Raw genomic sequence first — 18,591 nt, 5'->3', positions numbered from 1 at the left:
AATGCAAATACTAGCAGATTACCATACTCATACAATTTATAGTCATGGGAAAGGAACTATAGAAGATAATGTTAAGGTAGCTATATCAAAGGGAATTAAAACTATAGGTATATCTGATCATGGATATAAGCATTTAGCTTATGGCGTTAAATTAAATGATATAGCTAAAATGAGAGATGAGATAGATAAATTGAATGAAAAGTATAAAGATATAAATATTCTTTTAGGAATGGAATGTAATATACTAGATGATAAAGGAAATATAGATCTTAGCGATAAGTTTGAGAATAAATTGGATTATGTAATGGCTGGATATCATTTTGGATCAACACCTAGAGATTTAAGAGGTATGATTAATCATTGTGATAACTATATAATAAAAAGTGAAAAAGCTAAAGAACATAATACGAAATCAATTATAGAAGCTATGAGAAATAACAATATTTTTATAATTACTCATCCTGGAGATAAAGGGGATGTTTATATAGAAGAAATTGCAAAGGCAGCAAATCAGACTAATACTAGATTAGAGGTTAATAGTAGTCATGGTTATTTAAATGTAGAGCAGTTAAAGTTAATAAAACATTTAAAAAATAAACTGATAATTGGATCTGATGCTCATGTGTCTAATAATGTAGGTAATTTTAAATTAGCAATTGATATTCTAGAGAAAGCAGAAATAGATATGTCATTAGTGGAAAATATTAGATTGTGATAGGGGGAAGAATCAGCATGAAATTTGTAATAGTAACAGGTCTTTCTGGATCTGGAAAAAGTGAAGCAATGAGAGCATTAGAAGATATGGGATTTTATTGTGTAGATAATTTACCTCCTGCATTAATAACTAAATTTGCAGAATTATGTTATCAGCCAAACTCAAGCATCGATAAGGTAGCCTTAGGAATTGATATAAGGGGAAGAAAGTTTTTTGAAGCTCTTCATGAAAGTTTAAATTATTTACGCAGCGCAAATTATAAATATGAAATGATGTATTTAGATTGTTCTGATAGTGTTTTATTAAGAAGATATAAGATGACTAGGAGAAATCATCCATTAGCTAAAAATACTCAAATTCCAGATGGAATAAAAATGGAAAGAACTATAATGGAGCCATTAAAGGAAATTTCAGATTGTATAATAGATACATCTAATATGAAGCCAAAGGATTTAAAAGAAGAAATAGGTAAGATATATTGCGATGGTGATAACAATCAAAATTTAACTATATCTGTAGTTTCATTTGGATTTAAACATGGAATTCCTGCTGATTGTGATTTGGTATTTGATGTTAGATTCCTACCAAATCCATATTATATAGAAGAACTAAGACCGAAAACTGGTGATGATCAAGACGTAAGAGATTATGTAATGAATTCTAAGGTTAGTGAAGAATTCTACACTAAACTTTTAGACATGATAAACTTCTTAGTTCCTCAATATGTAGAAGAAGGAAAGCATCACTTAGTAATAGGTATTGGTTGTACAGGAGGAAGACACAGATCAGTAACTATATCAAATTTAATATATGATGATTTATTGAACAAAGGATATAGAGTAATTAAAAAACATAGAGATTCTATGCTTAGATAATTTGGAGGAGTTTATGGAAACCATAATAATGATAATAGGTATTATCGGATGGATTTGTCTATTTGTGTCTCTATATCTATATAAAAAGTTAAAAAAAGAAAAATATAAATTATTAAAATCGTCTGTTGAAGAAAGTAAAGGACCTAAAGTAGTTGTTATTGGAGGTGGAACAGGCCAATCTATTTTTTTGAGAGGCCTAAAACAATATACTCAAAATATTACTGCAATAGTAACTGTTGCAGATGATGGTGGAGGTTCAGGTGTTTTAAGAGAGGATTTAGGCATGTTGCCTCCTGGGGATATAAGAAACTGCCTACTAGCACTTGCAAATATAGAGCCAACAATGAATGAGGTTATGCAATATAGATTCACTGAAGGTAACTTAAAGGGACAAAGCTTTGGAAATTTATTTATTGCAGCGATGAATGGGTTATATGGAAATTTTGAAACAGCCGTATACAAAATGAGTGAGATATTTGCTATAACAGGACGTGTTCTTCCTGTTACCTTGCAAGATGTAAATTTGACAGCTAAATTAAAAAATGGAAGTGTAGTAAAAGGAGAGTCTAGAATACCGATAGAGGTTAAATCTCAAAAATCTGGTATAGAAAAGATAACCCTAGATCCACTGGATGTGACTCCTTTAGAAGAGGTAATAACATCTATAAATAATGCGGACATAATTGTTATGGGGCCAGGCAGTTTATACACAAGTATAATTCCAAATTTGCTCGTGAAAGATGTAGTTAAAGCTATAAAAAAATCTAGTGCACCCAAAATTTATATATCAAATGTCATGACACAACCTGGTGAAACTGAAGGTTATAATGTGTTAGATCATATCAATGCTATAGTTAAGCATACAGGTAAAAATCTAATAGATTATGTAATTGTTAATAATGAAATACTTCCAGATGATATTTTTAAAAAATATAAAAAAGATGGGGCAGAACAAGTTTTATTAGATGAAAATCAGATAAAGCAATTAGATGAAATGAGTATAAAAATTATAGAAGATAATTTGGTTGAAGTTAAGAAAAATTATATTAGACATGATGCACATCATATTGCTAATATAATTGTTGACTTGGCACTAAGTCATAATTATGACAATGATAAGTAAAAAAGGATTTTAAACGTTTATGTAGAAATCCTTATTATTATGTTAGTTTTAAGGAGTGAACATCTATGAGAGAAGAGGTTAGTGCCGGTGGAGTAGTATTGTTTGGAAATGCCATTCTTTTACTGAGGAAGTTTAATGGAGATTGGGTTTTACCTAAAGGAAAAGTAGAAGAAGGCGAAAATAAACAAGAGGCAGCACTAAGAGAAGTTTTAGAAGAAACAGGCGTTAAGGCAGATATATTAAAATATTTGGGTGAAATACATTACACTTTTAAAGAAAATTGGGATGAGAATAGAGCGGTTCACAAAACAGTTTTCTGGTACTTAATGAAAGCTAGAAATATGGATACTATACCACAAAAAGAAGAAGGATTTATTGATGCTAAATTTATTCATTTAGATAGAGTTGTTGATTTAGCTAGATATGATGATGAAAAAGAAATAATAAAGGTAGCCTTACAAGAAATAAAAAAAAGGTTAAAGAATGGATAATTTATAGGTGATGATATGTCATTTTCAACTGAAACAAAAAATGAATTAGCGAGAATAATGCCTGAGAATAAAGAATGTAGCTTATGTGAATTATCAGCTATAGTTAAATTAGCAGGTACCATACAGATTGTTGGCTATAAAAAGTTAAATATAAAAGTGATCACAGAACTAAATTCTATAGCAAGAAAAGTATTTAAATTATTAAAACAAAATTTTGCTATTAATACCACTATAAGTGTTAATAAAAATCAAATGCTAAAAAGAAATAATAGTTATGTTCTTGTTGTAAAAAATGAAATGGGATCTGAGAAGCTATTAAGAGAATTAGGTATTTTGCCATTAGAAGATGCCTTTTATCCAACAGATAAGGTTCCAGAACATCTTCTAAAGAATGATGAATGCATAAGAGCATTTTTAAGAGGAGCATTTTTAGGAGGAGGATCTATAAGTGATCCTGAAAAAAATTATCATATGGAGTTTGTAACTAATAGTGAAGAATTTGCAAGTTCTTTAAAAGATATTATAAACTCTCTAGGTTTTAACTCGAAAATAGTATCAAGAAAAAATAACTACGTGGTATATCTTAAAGAAAGTGAGCAAATATCTGATTTATTAAGTGTAATAGGAGCTCATAATGCACTTTTAAGTTTACAAAATACAAAAATAGTAAAAGAAATGAGAAATAATGTAAATAGAATTGTTAATTGTGAAACAGCAAATTTATCAAAAACAGTTAATGCAGCAGTCAGACAAGTGGAGAATATTAGATTTATACAGGAAACTATAGGAATAAATAGTTTACCAGAAAATTTACAAGAAATAGCAAGAATCAGAGAAGAATATGAGGATATGACATTGAAAGAATTAGGGGAAATGTTAAATCCACCTATAGGAAAGTCAGGAGTCAATCATAGACTTAGAAAAATTGAAGAGATAGCAAATAAGTTAAGAGAAAACACTTATAAATAAGGGGTTATATTTTATATAGCCTCTTTTTGTTTTAATAATAAGGATTTATGGTAAAATTAAAATTATCAGCGGGAGGTGATATAATGAGCAATAAATTTGTTCATCTTCATGTTCATACAGAATATAGCTTACTTGATGGTTTTTCAAGACTAAAGAAACTTATAAAAAGATGTAAAGAACTTAATATGGATGCAATAGCAATAACAGACCATGGATGTATGTTTGGGGCTATAGATTTTTATAAAGCTGCAAAAAAGGAAGGTATAAAACCTATAATAGGTTGTGAGGTTTATACAGCCGCTCGTAGCTTAAATGATAAAGATCCAAATTATGATAAGTCACAAGGACATCTAGTTTTATTAGCTGAGAATATGACAGGTTATCAAAATTTAATAAAGATGGTTTCAAAGTCATATGTAGAAGGATTTTATTATAAACCAAGAGTAGACATGGAGGAGCTTAGACAACACAGTGAAGGAATTATAGCATTATCAGCATGTTTAGCAGGAGATGTTTCTCAAGCTCTTATGGATAGAAACTATGAAAAAGCTAAAAAGCTTACACTTGAATATAGAGATATATTTGGAAAAGATAATTATTTTTTAGAAATACAGGATCATAACTTACCAGAGCAGAAAGAAGTAAATGCTGGAATTATAAAATTATCTAGAGAATTAGATATACCATTAGTTGCAACTAATGATTTACATTATGTAAATAAAGAAGACTCTAAAATACACGATATACTTATGTGTATTCAAATGGGGAAAACTGTAGATGATCCAACCAGAATGAGATTTGGTAGCGATGAATTTTATCTTAAGTCTAGAGAAGAGATGGAGGAAATATTCCCATATGCAATAGATGCACTGGATAATACAGTTAAAATAGCACAAAGGTGTAATGTAGAGTTTGACTTTAATACTATACACCTTCCTAATTATGATGTACCAGAAGGTTATACAACACACAGTTATTTAAGAGAGCTTTGCTTTAAAGGTCTAAAAGAAAGATATGATAACCCAAATGAAGAAGTAATTGAAAGATTAAATTATGAACTTGGTGTTATAGAAAAAATGGGATATGTTGAATATTTCTTAATAACTTGGGATTTTATAAATTATGCAAAAGAAAATAACATAATGGTTGGTCCAGGTCGTGGTAGTGCGGCTGGTTCCATTGTTGCATATACTTTGAAAATAACAGATATAGATCCAATTAAATACTCATTACTTTTTGAACGCTTCTTAAACCCAGAGCGTGTATCTATGCCAGATATAGATATAGACTTCTGTTATGAAAGAAGAGAAGAAGTTATAGATTATGTTAAAAGAAAATATGGAGAAGATCATGTTGCACAGATAATTACATTTGGAACAATGGGTGCAAAAGCAGCTATAAGGGATGTTGGTAGAGTATTAGATATACCTTATAATAAGGTTGATAGGATTGCAAAAGAAATACCTTTTGCACTAGGTATGACTATAGATAAGGCATTGGATACAAATCCAAATTTAAGGGAAATGTATGAAGGTGATGCAGAAACAAAAGAAATAATTGATATTTCAAAATCAATAGAAGGAATGCTAAGACATGCATCTACACATGCAGCAGGAGTTGTTATATCTAAAAAACCAGTTGATGAATATGTTCCACTATACAAACATCAAGATGCAATAACTACACAATTTACAATGACTACATTAGAAGAATTAGGTCTATTAAAGATGGACTTTCTTGGGCTTAGAACTTTAACAGTTATAAGAGATGCATTAGATTTAATAGAAAAAAACTATGGAAGAAAAATTGATTTTTCAAAAATGGATTATGATGACCCTAAAGTTTATGAGCTTTTATCATCAGGTAATACATTAGGAGTATTCCAGTTAGAAAGTGCTGGTATGAGAAGTTTCATGAAACAACTTAAGCCAGATAACTTTGAAGATATAGTTGCCGGAATTTCATTATATAGACCAGGTCCTATGGATTCTATACCAACATATATAGAAAATAAAAATAATCCAGATAAAGTAACGTATATTCATGAATCATTAAGGCCTATAATGGAGGTAACTTATGGATGTTTAGTTTATCAAGAGCAAGTAATGCAGGTTGTTAGAGATTTAGGTGGTTATACTTATGGTCGTAGTGACTTGGTTAGAAGAGCCATGGGTAAAAAGAAAATGGATGTAATGGAAGAGGAAAGACAATATTTTATTTACGGAAAGAAAGATGATAATGGAGAAACTGAGATAACTGGATGTATAGCAAATGGTATTCCAGAAGATGTAGCTAATAAAATATTTGATGATATGATAGATTTTGCAAAATATGCATTTAATAAGTCTCATGCTGCTGCTTATGGCGTATTATCTTATGAAACCGCATATCTAAAAGCTCATTATCCAGTAGAGTTTATGGCTGCATTAATAACAAGTGTTATGGGAAATACTGATAAAGTTGTTGAATATATAAGAGAGTGTAATGCTTTAGGAATAGAAGTTTTAAAGCCTGATATAAATAAAAGTTTTGGAAAATTTTCAGTTGAAGGTAATAATATTAGATTTGGATTAGCAGCAGTAAAAAATGTTGGGGTTAACGTAATAAATAACATAATAAATGAAAGAGAAATAAATGGTATATTCGGAGACTTTGTAGATTTAGTAAAAAGGTTAGACTCAAAAGATACAAATAAAAGAGTACTAGAAAGTTTAATTAAATGTGGAGCTTTTGATAATATAAGTCAAAATAGAGCGAGTTTAATGGCGGGGTATGAAAGTTTATTAGATAGTATTTCTATGGATAGAAAGAAAAACGTTCAAGGTCAAATATCTTTATTTGATGCATTTGGATCAAGTGAAGAGACTGAACAATTTCAGGAAATATATACTATGCCAAAGTATGATGAATATGAAGAAAGAGAGAAGTTAAGCTTAGAAAAAGAAGTTTTAGGTATGTATGTAAGTGGACATCCTTTATCTCAATATAAAAAAGAATTAGAAAGAAATACATCAATGGACAATGGAAAATTAAATTCTTTAAAAGAAGATGAAGAAACTTATTTTAGCTTAGACGAAAGAGAAGTTATAATGGGTGGAATGGTAGTGAACAAAACTATTAAAACTACTAAACGTAACGATATTATGGCATTTATAGAATTGGAAGATTTATATGGAACAATAGAAATAATAGTATTTCCTCAGATTTTACAAAAATATAATACTATGCTAAATGAAGATAATATAATATATGTCAAAGGACGATTAAGTATAAAAGAAGGGGAAAATGCGAAAATTATTGCTAAAGACTTTAAAGATATAAATGATAAAAGTAACTTTGCAGAAGATGGAAATTATAGAGCAAAAAAATCAACAAAAACAGGATTATATTTGAAAGTTGATAGTTTTAACAATAAAATATTAGTAGATAATATATTATCTGTAGTGGATAATTATAAAGGCAATGAATCCGTATACCTATATGCAGAAGATACAAAGCAACTATATAAGTGGAATGGCGTATTTGTAAATATAAATAAAAATGTAATAGATAAGTTAGAAAACTTACTATCGAAAGAAAATGTAAAGGTAAAAATGTAAGTAAAAAAATAAAAAAAAATAAATGCTTACAATAGTATAAAAAAATAATAAAGATATGGTATAATATCAAAAAATAGATATTTTTTGGAGATTTTTAATTTTTTTACTCATGATGGGATAAAAAAAGAAAATAGGGACATGTAATGTCCCTGTAAAAAGTAATCGGGAGGAAATACTATGAAAACTATAGGGATTTTAACAAGTGGAGGAGATGCTCCAGGAATGAATGCAGCTATAAGAGCTGTAGTAAGATCAGCTATATATTATGGTTGTAAGGTATATGGTATAAACAGAGGATATAAAGGATTATTAGAAGAAGACTTATTTGAAATGAATTTATCTTCTGTTGGTGATATCATACATAGAGGAGGTACTATCCTAAAATCTTCTAGATGTGAAGAATTTAGAACAGAAGAAGGAAGATTAAAAGGTGTTAAAGTACTTAAAAAATATAAAATAGATTGTTTAGTTGTAATAGGTGGAGATGGATCATTTAATGGAGCTCAAAAAGTAAGTGATTTAGGATTCCCTGCAATAGGTATACCTGGAACAATAGACAATGATTTAGCTTATACAGACTATACTATAGGGTTTGATACTGCTATGAATACAATAGCAGATGCTATAAGTAAAATAAGAGATACATCTTCTTCTCATGAAAGGGTTAACATAGTTGAAGTAATGGGTAGACATTGTGGAGACTTAGCTTTATACTCTGGGCTTGCAGGTGGAGCAGAAACTATAATAGTTCCAGAAGTAGATTTTAAAGTAGAAGATATATGTAATAGATTAAGAACTACACAAAAAAGAGGCAAAAGACATAGTATAATAGTTTTAGCTGAAGGTGTAGGAAATGCTAATGACTTAGGTAAAGAAATAATAAAAGAGACAGGTGCAGATTTAAGAGTAACTGTTTTAGGACACGTACAAAGAGGAGGATGTCCATCTGTATTCGATAGAATTCTTGCAAGTAGAATGGGAGTAAGAGCAGTTGAATTACTATTAGATGGAAAATCAGCTAGAGTTGTAGGTATAAGAGATAATAAAATTATAGATATGGACATAAATGAAGCGCTTTCAATGAGTAGAGAATTTGATAAAGATACTTATGAGATGGCTAAAATACTGTCTATATAATAATAGGAGGAATATATATGCTTAAGGATGTAAAAAGAACTAAAATAGTTTGTACACTAGGACCAGCTTCAGATTCTGAGGAAACATTAACACAGCTTGTAGAGAATGGGTTAAACGTTTGTAGATTTAACTTTTCTCATGGTTCACATGAAGAACATAAAGCAAGACTAGATGTAGCTAAAAAAGTTAGGGAAAAGCTAAATAAGCCAGTTGCTTTATTATTAGATACAAAGGGTCCTGAAATAAGAACAGGTCAATTTGCAGATCCAGAGGTTTTATTAGAAGAAGGAGATAAGTTTACTATAACAATGAAAGATGTTGTAGGAACTAAGGAAATGTGTACAGTAAGCTACAAGGACCTTGTTAAAGATGTTACTGTAGGTGATATGATATTAATAGATGATGGCCTTGTTGGGCTTAGGGTTCAAGAAATAAACGGAGATGATATAGTTTGTTTAGTTGAGAACTCTGGAATAGTTAAAAATCATAAAGGGGTAAATGTACCAGGTGTAAAAATAAACTTACCAGCGATAACTCCAAAAGATATAAGTGATATAGAATTTGGTATAAGTCAAGGTATAGATTTTATAGCTGCATCTTTTGTAAGAAAAGCATCTGACGTATTAGCTATAAGAGAAATATTAGAAAAAAATAACGCTACATATATACAAATAATATCTAAGATAGAAAATCAAGAGGGGGTAGACAACTTAGATGAAATATTAAAAGTGTCTGATGGTATAATGGTAGCTAGAGGAGACCTTGGAGTTGAAATACCAACTGAAGAAATGCCTATAGTTCAAAAAATGATGATAAAGAAATGTAAAGAATTAGCTAAGCCAGTTATAACTGCTACTCAAATGCTTGATTCTATGATAAGAAATCCAAGACCAACAAGAGCAGAAGTAACTGATGTTGCAAATGCAATATATGATGGAACTGATGCTATAATGTTATCAGGGGAAACTGCTGCAGGTAAATATCCAATAGAAGCAGTAAAAACTATGGCTACAATAGCTAAAAGAACAGAACAAACTTTAGAATATTCAAAGTTATTAAAAGAAAATGCAACTAATCATGAAACAGTTACAGATGCAATAAGTTATGCAACTTGTTCTACAGCAGTTTCATTAAATGCATCAGCAATAGTTACAGCTACATCTTCTGGATATACAGCAAGAATGGTATCTAAATTTAGACCTCAATCTCCAATAATAGCTGCAACTGCAGATGATAGAGTTATGAGACAATTAAATCTTAGTTGGGGAGTATACCCAGTTAAATCAGAATTAGCATCAAATACAGATGAGGTTATAGAAAACTCTATAGCTGCAGCTAAAGATGCTAAGTATGTAAATGATGGTGAATTAGTTGTAGTAACTGCTGGTGTACCAGTTGGTGTAAGTGGAACTACTAATTTAATTAAAGTTCATGTAATGAGTGAAGAAATAGTTCAAGGAATCGGTGTAGGTAACAAAACTATTGAAGGTAATGTTCGTATAGTAAAATCAGGTGAAGCTTGTGAAGAGTTTAATGAAGGTGATATATTAGTAACAACTATGACTGATATAGAAATGAATCCTTATATAGAAAAAGCTGGAGCAATAGTTACTGAAGAGGGTGGAATGACATCTCATGCAGCTATAGTTGGATTAAACCTAAATAAAGCTGTAGTTGTATCTGCATTTAATATACTTAAATTAGTTGAAAATGGTGAGGTTGTTACTGTAGATGCTTCAAGAGGAGTTATATACAGAGGTTCTACAAGAGTTTTATAGAGTTAACGGAATTGTCAGAAAATACTTGAAATAAATAGTAAATAATGGTAATATATATTTAAGTTGTTTAAGCCACTAGGTTGATAGTTAACTTAGTGGCTATTTTATACAAGTAATTTACAGAAAATTTAGAAAAATAAAAACAATTTTATTGTATACAAATAGTTTAAAAAGGAGGGATATATAATGACCGAAAGTAGAGAGAACTGGGGTTCAAAAATAGGTCTTATATTAGCAATGGCAGGTAATGCTGTTGGGTTAGGGAATTTCTGGAGATTTCCGTATGTAGCTGCTTCAAATGGTGGCGGAGCATTTATGATACCATATTTTTTCGCATTAATAGTTATAGGAATACCTGTAATGTTAGTAGAGTGGAGTATAGGTCGCTATGGAGGTAAACATGGCCATGGTACATTGGGGCCAATGATGTATATACAAGCAAAACAAGCAATGTCACCTAAGAAGGCAATTATAGTTGGTTCTTTATGTGGAATGATAGCATTTGCAGTAACAATATTAGTTAACTCTTATTATAATCATATAATAGGTTGGTCACTAGGATTTGCAGTACATTCATTACTTGGTACATATAAATCAGACCCGGGAGCATTCTTTGGGGCATATGTACAAGATCCAAAGATGTTAGTATTTTGGGTAATTTCATTATCAATACTAGCAATAGCAGTAATGAAAGGAATACAAGATGGTATAGAATCATGGGCAAAAATAATGATGCCAGTTCTTTATATATTTGGTATTATATTGGGGATAAGAGCTTTAACATTAGGATCACCAGTTAACCCTGACTGGAGTTCTTTAAAAGGTCTAAACTTCGTTTGGAATCCTGATTTTAGCCAACTATCATGGAGCTCAGCAATAGCTGCTGCAGGTCAGATATTCTTTACATTATCATTAGGAATGGGTATTATACAAAATTATGCATCATATTTAAAACCAGATGAAGATATAATAACAGCATCTGTAGCAACAGTATCATTAAATGAGTTTGCAGAAGTTGTATTAGGTGGTACAGCAGTTATTCCTATAGCATATGCATTTTTAGGTCCAGAAGGAATAAAGGGGAGTATAGGTTTAGCATTTATGGCATTACCGAATGTATTTAGTACAATGACTGGTGGAGGAATATTTGGAGCATTATGGTTCTTACTGTTATTCTTCGCTGGAATAACATCTGCAATAGCAATGTATAATTATTTAGTTGCATTATTAGAAGAAGATGCAGGTATAAATAGAAAAAAAGGTGCTTGGATAGTTTTCATTGGATACTTAATAGTTGGAACACCAATAGCTTTAGAATCGGTTTTAACTAAGAGTGCAAATCTAATGTACTTTACAGAAGTTGATAACTGGATAGGAAACTATTTATTAATAGTTTTAGGTTTAATAGAGATTATAATTATCGGATGGTGTGTAAAAGATACTGCATTAGAAGAAATGAATAGAGGTGGATTATGGAAGGTACCAAAGTGGTTCTTTAGGTTATTCCATCAGTTCTTAACACCACTAACAATAATAGCATTCTTATTCTTCTTTACAGTTGATTATGCAAAAGCTGGTAATTTTAATGTGATACCATCATATGTTGCGTCAACACCAGAGTTTATTCCTTGGGTAAACTTAGGGCGTGTAGTTGTATTTGTTGTTTTAGTAATAGGTTTTATTCAATCATATAAATCAATAAAAAGCAAATACACTAAAGAAATAGAAAGTAATAAAGCAACTAATTTATAAGGAGATGATAGATATGACTAGTTCAGCATGGCTATTTATGGGATGTATATGGGCTGCTGTATTTACATCAATAGGAATATCAATGAGAAGGATAATAAAAAATCAATAAAATAGTTAGGGGTGTATTTATAATACACTCCTTTTAATTATCAAATGATATTTAGGAGGTGGGTTTATTGAAGACAAATTTAATTTTAAGCACAATAAATCAATTACTAGAAGAGATAAATAAAACAAACATATTAAAATCAAAAAGTATCAAAAAGTATACTAAAGACTTAATAAAAGTAAAATCAAAATATGAGGTTTTAGAGATAGATGAAAAGCATAAAACTCAGTATAATAAAATGAATTCAAAGGGTATTGAATTATTAAAAGAAATGACAAATTCTAAAAATAAAGTAAATGATATAGAGAAAAATTTAGAGGTATACATAAGATATTTAAATGCATCATTATATGATTTCCAAGAAAAAACTTTATATTTAAGGAAATATATAACAAGTTTTTTATTTTGCTCAATACTATTTTTAGCATTATCACCGCAGTTTTATGGATTTATTCTTCCGGTATTATTCTTCTTACCTATATATATGGGATTAAAGGGTGTAAAGCAAAGATCTATGACTGGATTTTATATGACAATGAGTGTTGTACCAATGGGTATAATGACGGCTGTGACATGGATAAGGTATGGAATAAATGCAAAATCAAATTATGATGAATTTGTACAACTAATAGTTAATGATGGTGTATCTATAGAATTAGCAAGAAATTTAGTTTGGATAGGTCCTGTATTAGGAGTTTTATTATTAGGATTTTCTTTATTACAGATGTATAGAGGATTTAAAGCTAAAAATTTATTTATATAAGATATTACAATGTTTTTAGGTTAGGGATAAATCAAAAGTCACTAAAATAAATTTTAGTGACTTTTATATATATAAATTAATTTATATATAATGATTTGATTGTATTTATATATACAAAGGTATTAAAAGTAAAGATTTATTTATATAAGGGCTTTATAAGCCTTTGTTTTTTTGGTAAAATAAATTCTTGTAGTTTCTTAAATAATATGTACGGAGGATTAACCTATGTTGGCAAAAAATAAAGAGTATGTAGTAGATATAGTAGATATAGGTCAAGGCGGCGTTGGAATAGGTAAATACGATGGATTTACAGTATTTGTAGATGGCGGGCTAGTAAAAGATAAAGTAAGGGTAAAAATCAACAAATCAAAGAAAAATTATGCAGTTGGAGATATAGTTGAGATAATAGAAGCATCTCCATACAGAGTAAAAAGAAGATGCAATGATAATTTAAAAGAATGTGGAGGATGCCAAATTCAAGAGTTAGATTATCAAAAGCAACTTGATATAAAAACAAATGAAGTAAAACAAGTTATAAGTAGAATCGGAAAATTAGAAAATGTAGAAATTCATAACACTTTAGGTATGGAAAATCCAATAAGGTATAGAAATAAAGCTCAATTTCCTATTCAGAAGGTGGACTCGAATCCATTAATAGGTTTTTACAAAAAAAAGAGTCATGATATAATACCTACGGATAAATGTATAATACAGCATGAAATAAATGATAAGATTATGAAAATAATAAAAACATATATAAATGCTTACAATGTTAGTGTTTATGATGAAAAAACTCATACTGGAGTTTTAAGACATTTAGTAACTAAAGTAGGATTTACAACAAATGAAGTTATGGTGGTGTTAGTTGCAAATGGAAGAAAGTTACCATATTTAAAAGAATTAGCATCAGTATTATTAGAGAATGTTCCTGGTTTTAAAACATTAGTTGTAAATGTAAATAGAGAGAAAACTAATGTTATATTAGGAAAAGAAAACATAGTAATTTATGGAGATGGAAAAATAAATGATTACATCGGTGATTTAGTTTTCGAAATATCACCATTATCATTTTTCCAAGTGAATCCTATTCAAACGGAAGTTTTATATAATAAAGCATTAGAGTATGCGGACTTAAAAGAAAATGATACGGTATTTGATATATATTGTGGAATAGGAACTATATCTTTATTCTTAGCTCAAAAAGCTAAGAAAGTATATGGTATAGAAATAGTAGAAGATGCTATTAAAGATGCGAAAATAAATGCTAATTTAAATAAATTAGATAATGTTGAATTCTATGTTGGAAAAGCTGAAGAGGTTGTTCCTAAAATGTACAAAGATGGAAAGACTGCTAATGTAGTAGTAGTAGACCCCCCAAGAAAAGGATGCGATGAGAAAGTTCTTGATACTATAGTATCAATGGAGCCTGACAGAGTGGTTTATGTTTCGTGTAACCCATCAACTTTAGCTAGGGATTTAGCCTATTTAGATGAAAGAGGGTATAAGTGTGTAGAAGTACAACCTGTAGATATGTTCCCTCATACAATGCATGTTGAAAGTGTAGCAAAATTAATAAAAAAATAAATTTATAAAAAGCTATCTAAACATATTTAGATAGCTTTTTTACTTAGTTAAATAAATTATTAGAAATAAATATAAATAAAATATATATTGAAAATATAACGAAATTGTAAGGATATTTGTAAGATAAATTTAAGATTTATAGTGTATACTTAATCTATAATAGACGTAATAAATTATAAAAAATAGGTTAGGGGATTAAAATGAAGAATAATAAAACTAAGACCTTATTACAATATGTATTTTTAATTTTACTAATAGGAATAACAACTAGTATAGTTTTTAAGACTTTAGATATAAAATTACTATCCAGTGTTTTAAATATGGTAGATGAAAAGTATTTAGTCATAGGAGCTTTAGCTATATTTATAAATATAGGATTAGAGGGATTAGTAATTAGGATATTAATTGATGGAACGCATAAGGTTAAAGTAAAATTTAGAGGATTAAAATTAGCTACTATAGGATTTTATTATAATTTAGTTACACCATTTGCATCTGGAAGCCAACCAATGCAAATATATGTGTTAACTAAATATAAAATGCCATTAAGTAAAGCGGGAGCGATTATAACTAATAAATCAATACTTTATCAGTTTGTGGTAACTATGTATTGTTTAATATTAATGATTTTAAATTTTAAAGTAATAAAAAATCAAATGAGTACACTCTTACCTTTAGTTTCTATTGGTATAGCTATGAATTTATTCACTATATTTATGGCTTTATTAGTAATATTAAATCCTATTAAAGTAAAACAGTACATTAGAATAATTATAAATTACCTTTGTAGATTTAAAGTTTTTAAATTTATTGATGGAAAAATAGATAGTATTGATAGATTTATAGATGACTATAGTGAATCTATACAATTTTTTATTAAAAATAAAAAGTTAATGATAACGACAATTATGCTTACGATTGTTCAAATTAGTTTTTATTTTAGTATATCGTTCTGGATATATAAAGCATTTAATTTACAAGGTCATACTTATTTAAATATATTAACTTTACAAGTTCTTTTATATATGGCAATATCTCCAATTCCTACTCCTGGTAATGTTGGAGCTAATGAATTAGCATTCTTTACAATATTTAAAGGTGTATTTCCATCATATTTAATGGGGTATGCAGTATTTTTATATGGTGGATTTATGTATTATTTAATTTTAATTGGAAGCGGTATATTTACTATAATCACTCATCATAGAATGAAAGATAGTAGTGTAAATAAAATAAATTTAGTTACAAATGAATAATAGCAAAAAGGCTTATTTAAACTTATAATTTATATATATTTAAGTTTAAATAAGCTTTATTTATTAATTTAACAAAATAAAACAAGGGAAACTTAATATAGTATTGAATTAAAGTATATAAATAATCATTTCAAAAGAACATATCAAAATAACTTATATAGTACTCATAATTTAAATCAAATATAAATTTTATATCTTATAAGAATAAATCATAAAACTCATAATATTTATTTAGTAGGCACTTTTTAATATTTACCATGGAAGAAAATTTTAAGGGGAGATGAATATGGAAAAAAAAGTATTAACGGTGTGCCCTTACTGTGGAGCTGGATGTCAGTTAAATCTTGTAGTTGATAATAATAAGATTTTAAGAGCAGAACCAGCACAAGGCAGAACAAATGAGGGTAACTTATGTTTAAAAGGTCATTATGGATGGGATTTTTTAATGATCCAAAGATATTAACACCAAGATTAAGAAAACCAATGATAAGAAAAAATGGGAAGTTAGAAGAAGTAGAATGGAATGAAGCTATTGAATATACAGCTTCAAGGTTAAGTGATATAAAAGCAAAATATGGACCAGATTCTATTATGGGGACTGGATCAGCAAGAGGACCTGGAAATGAAGCTAACTATGTTATGCAAAAATTTATGAGAGCAACAATTGGAACTAATAATGTAGATCATTGTGCCCGCGTTTGACATGCACCATCTGTAGCCGGTTTGGCTTACTCACTAGGTAGTGGGGCAATGTCTAACTCTATACCAGAGATAGAGAATGCAAGTTTATTATTTGTATTTGGATACAATGGAGCAGATTCACATCCGATAGTTGCAAGAAGAATAGTCAGAGCAAAAGAAAAAGGAGCTAAAATAATAACTATAGATCCTAGGATTACTGAAACTGCTAGAATATCTGATATGCACTTAGCGTTAAAGGGTGGAACTAATATGATATTAGTTAATGCTTTTGGAAACGTTTTAATAGAAGAAAAATTATATGATGAAGAGTTTGTAAGAGAGCATACCCAAGGATTTAAAGAATACAAAGAAATAGTAAAAATATATACACCCGAGTATGCAGAAAAATATACAGGTGTGCAAGCTAATATGATAAGAAAATCAATGAGAGAATATGCAAAAGCAAAAGATGCGATGATACTTTATGGAATGGGAGTCTGTCAATTTGGTCAAGCTGTTGATGTTGTTAAAGGGTTAGCGTCACTAGCATTACTAACAGGAAACTTTGGTAGACCTAATGTAGGGATAGGCCCAGTTCGTGGTCAAAATAATGTTCAAGGAGCATGCGATATGGGAGCACTTCCTAATGTATTCCCAGGATATCAAAGTGTTACAGATCCTAAAATGAAGGAAAAATTTGAAAGAGCATGGGGAGTTAAATTATCAGATCATAATGGATATAGCTTAACAGAGGTACCACATTTAGTTTTAAAGGATAAGAAACTTAAAGCATATTACATATTTGGAGAAGACCCTGTACAAAGTGATCCGGATGCAACTGAGGTAAGAGAAGCTTTAGATGAATTAGATTTTGTAATTGTTCAAGATATATTTATGAATAAAACAGCACTTCATGCAGATGTAATTTTACCAGCAACTTCATGGGGAGAACATGATGGTATTTATAGTAGTGCGGATAGAGGATTCCAAATAATGAGAAAAGCAGTAGAACCAAAAGGTGATGTTAAAACTGATTGGCAAATAATAAGCGAAATATCAACTGCTATGGGTTATCCTATGGAATATAAAAATACAAAAGAGATATGGGATGAAATGAGAAGTTTAACTCCAAATTTTGCTGGAGCAACTTATGAAAAAATAGAAAAACAAGGTTGCGTTCAATGGCCTTGTAAAAGTGAATCTGCTGAAGATAAAGGAACAATGTATCTTCATAAAGGTGGTATATTTTCAACTCCAACGGGAAAGGGTAATCTATTTGCTACAGAGTGGAGACCCCCTATGGAATTAGAAGATGATGAATATCCATTTAGTTTATGTACAGTAAGAGAAGTGGGGCATTACTCTGTTAGAACTATGACAGGTAACTGTAGAACTCTTGCTAAACTTGAAGACGAACCAGGATATCTTCAAGTAAATGAAGAAGATGCACAAAATTTAGGTATAAAAGATAAAGAATTAATTAAGGTAAGTTCAAGAAGAGGAAGTGTGCTTACTAGAGCGTTGGTTACAGATAGAGTAAAACCAGGAGCAACTTATATGACGTATCAATGGTGGGTAGGAGCATGTAATGAACTTACGATTGCTAATCTAGATCCTATATCTAAAACACCAGAATATAAATACTGTGCTATTAAGATTGAAAAAATTGAAAACCAAGAACTTGCAGAAAAACAATTAAAAAAAGAATACCAAGATATAAAAGAAAAGATGTTATTAAAAAATATATAAATATTAAAAG

General features: G+C 29.5%; 12 protein-coding genes and 1 pseudogene. All 13 read left to right on the top strand.

From position 1 onward, the window contains the following. Position 1 precedes the first annotated feature (1 nt). The 13 genes and pseudogenes from I2A66_RS06905 (at position 2) to fdhF (ending at position 18,581) form a co-directional block, all read left to right on the top strand. Complete coding sequence (locus I2A66_RS06905; protein WP_122638905.1) at positions 2-715, top strand: PHP domain-containing protein; 714 nt, start codon at positions 2-4, stop codon at positions 713-715. 17 nt (positions 716-732) lie between these two features. After that, positions 733-1,590 carry an RNase adapter RapZ gene (gene rapZ, locus I2A66_RS06900; protein WP_122638906.1) on the top strand — a complete coding sequence of 286 codons (858 nt, stop codon included), beginning with the start codon at positions 733-735 and terminating at the stop codon, positions 1,588-1,590. Between the two features lie 13 nt (positions 1,591-1,603). Continuing rightward, positions 1,604-2,713 carry a gluconeogenesis factor YvcK family protein gene (locus tag I2A66_RS06895; protein WP_122638907.1) on the top strand — a complete coding sequence of 370 codons (1,110 nt, stop codon included), beginning with the start codon at positions 1,604-1,606 and terminating at the stop codon, positions 2,711-2,713. A gap of 65 nt (positions 2,714-2,778) precedes the next feature. Next, positions 2,779-3,204 carry an NUDIX hydrolase gene (locus tag I2A66_RS06890; protein WP_122638908.1) on the top strand — a complete coding sequence of 142 codons (426 nt, stop codon included), beginning with the start codon at positions 2,779-2,781 and terminating at the stop codon, positions 3,202-3,204. Between the two features lie 15 nt (positions 3,205-3,219). Next, positions 3,220-4,173: a DNA-binding protein WhiA gene (gene whiA / locus I2A66_RS06885; protein ID WP_147516665.1), complete on the top strand. Its 954-nt coding sequence runs from the start codon at positions 3,220-3,222 to the stop codon at positions 4,171-4,173. An 83-nt stretch (positions 4,174-4,256) separates the two neighbouring features. Beyond that, positions 4,257-7,772 (top strand): DNA polymerase III subunit alpha, encoded by a 3,516-nt coding sequence (locus I2A66_RS06880; protein ID WP_122638910.1) that lies wholly within the window; start codon positions 4,257-4,259, stop codon positions 7,770-7,772. Positions 7,773-7,949: 177 nt separating this feature from the next. Continuing rightward, positions 7,950-8,909, top strand: coding sequence for a 6-phosphofructokinase (pfkA, locus tag I2A66_RS06875; RefSeq protein ID WP_122638911.1), 960 nt, complete (start codon positions 7,950-7,952; stop codon positions 8,907-8,909). A gap of 17 nt (positions 8,910-8,926) precedes the next feature. Beyond that, positions 8,927-10,687 carry a pyruvate kinase gene (pyk, locus tag I2A66_RS06870; protein ID WP_122638912.1) on the top strand — a complete coding sequence of 587 codons (1,761 nt, stop codon included), beginning with the start codon at positions 8,927-8,929 and terminating at the stop codon, positions 10,685-10,687. Between the two features lie 186 nt (positions 10,688-10,873). After that, positions 10,874-12,439, top strand: a complete 1,566-nt coding sequence (locus I2A66_RS06865) for a sodium-dependent transporter (RefSeq protein WP_122638913.1) — start codon at positions 10,874-10,876, stop codon at positions 12,437-12,439. Between the two features lie 176 nt (positions 12,440-12,615). Further along, the gene (locus I2A66_RS06860) at positions 12,616-13,311 is read left to right on the top strand and encodes a hypothetical protein (protein WP_122638914.1); all 696 of its coding nucleotides are present in this window, start codon (positions 12,616-12,618) and stop codon (positions 13,309-13,311) included. 225 nt (positions 13,312-13,536) lie between these two features. Next, a complete protein-coding gene (gene rlmD / locus I2A66_RS06855) occupies positions 13,537-14,895 on the top strand; it encodes a 23S rRNA (uracil(1939)-C(5))-methyltransferase RlmD (protein ID WP_122638915.1) in 1,359 nt (452 codons plus the stop codon). A 200-nt stretch (positions 14,896-15,095) separates the two neighbouring features. Further along, entirely contained in the window at positions 15,096-16,151 is a 1,056-nt protein-coding gene (locus I2A66_RS06850; RefSeq protein ID WP_122638916.1) for a lysylphosphatidylglycerol synthase transmembrane domain-containing protein, read from the top strand. A 286-nt stretch (positions 16,152-16,437) separates the two neighbouring features. Continuing rightward, a pseudogene (gene fdhF / locus I2A66_RS06845) lies at positions 16,438-18,581 on the top strand (formate dehydrogenase subunit alpha). Positions 18,582-18,591 lie beyond the last annotated feature (10 nt).

The sequence above is a fragment of the Romboutsia sp. 1001713B170207_170306_H8 genome, from assembly GCF_015550495.1.
In the GTDB taxonomy this organism is placed as follows: domain Bacteria; phylum Bacillota; class Clostridia; order Peptostreptococcales; family Peptostreptococcaceae; genus Romboutsia_E.
This window is presented reverse-complemented; position numbering and strand designations above follow the sequence as displayed.

Bases quoted from the DNA above. Each gene is read 5' to 3' on its own strand.
- I2A66_RS06890 (WP_122638908.1), top strand. From the start codon at position 2,779: ATGAGAGAAGAGGTTAGTGCCGGTGGAGTAGTATTGTTTGGAAATGCC.
- I2A66_RS06895 (WP_122638907.1), top strand. From the start codon at position 1,604: ATGGAAACCATAATAATGATAATAGGTATTATCGGATGGATTTGTCTA.
- I2A66_RS06880 (WP_122638910.1), top strand. From the start codon at position 4,257: ATGAGCAATAAATTTGTTCATCTTCATGTTCATACAGAATATAGCTTA.
- whiA (WP_147516665.1), top strand. From the start codon at position 3,220: ATGTCATTTTCAACTGAAACAAAAAATGAATTAGCGAGAATAATGCCT.
- pyk (WP_122638912.1), top strand. From the start codon at position 8,927: ATGCTTAAGGATGTAAAAAGAACTAAAATAGTTTGTACACTAGGACCA.
- rlmD (WP_122638915.1), top strand. From the start codon at position 13,537: ATGTTGGCAAAAAATAAAGAGTATGTAGTAGATATAGTAGATATAGGT.
- pfkA (WP_122638911.1), top strand. From the start codon at position 7,950: ATGAAAACTATAGGGATTTTAACAAGTGGAGGAGATGCTCCAGGAATG.
- I2A66_RS06905 (WP_122638905.1), top strand. From the start codon at position 2: ATGCAAATACTAGCAGATTACCATACTCATACAATTTATAGTCATGGG.
- rapZ (WP_122638906.1), top strand. From the start codon at position 733: ATGAAATTTGTAATAGTAACAGGTCTTTCTGGATCTGGAAAAAGTGAA.
- I2A66_RS06865 (WP_122638913.1), top strand. From the start codon at position 10,874: ATGACCGAAAGTAGAGAGAACTGGGGTTCAAAAATAGGTCTTATATTA.
- I2A66_RS06850 (WP_122638916.1), top strand. From the start codon at position 15,096: ATGAAGAATAATAAAACTAAGACCTTATTACAATATGTATTTTTAATT.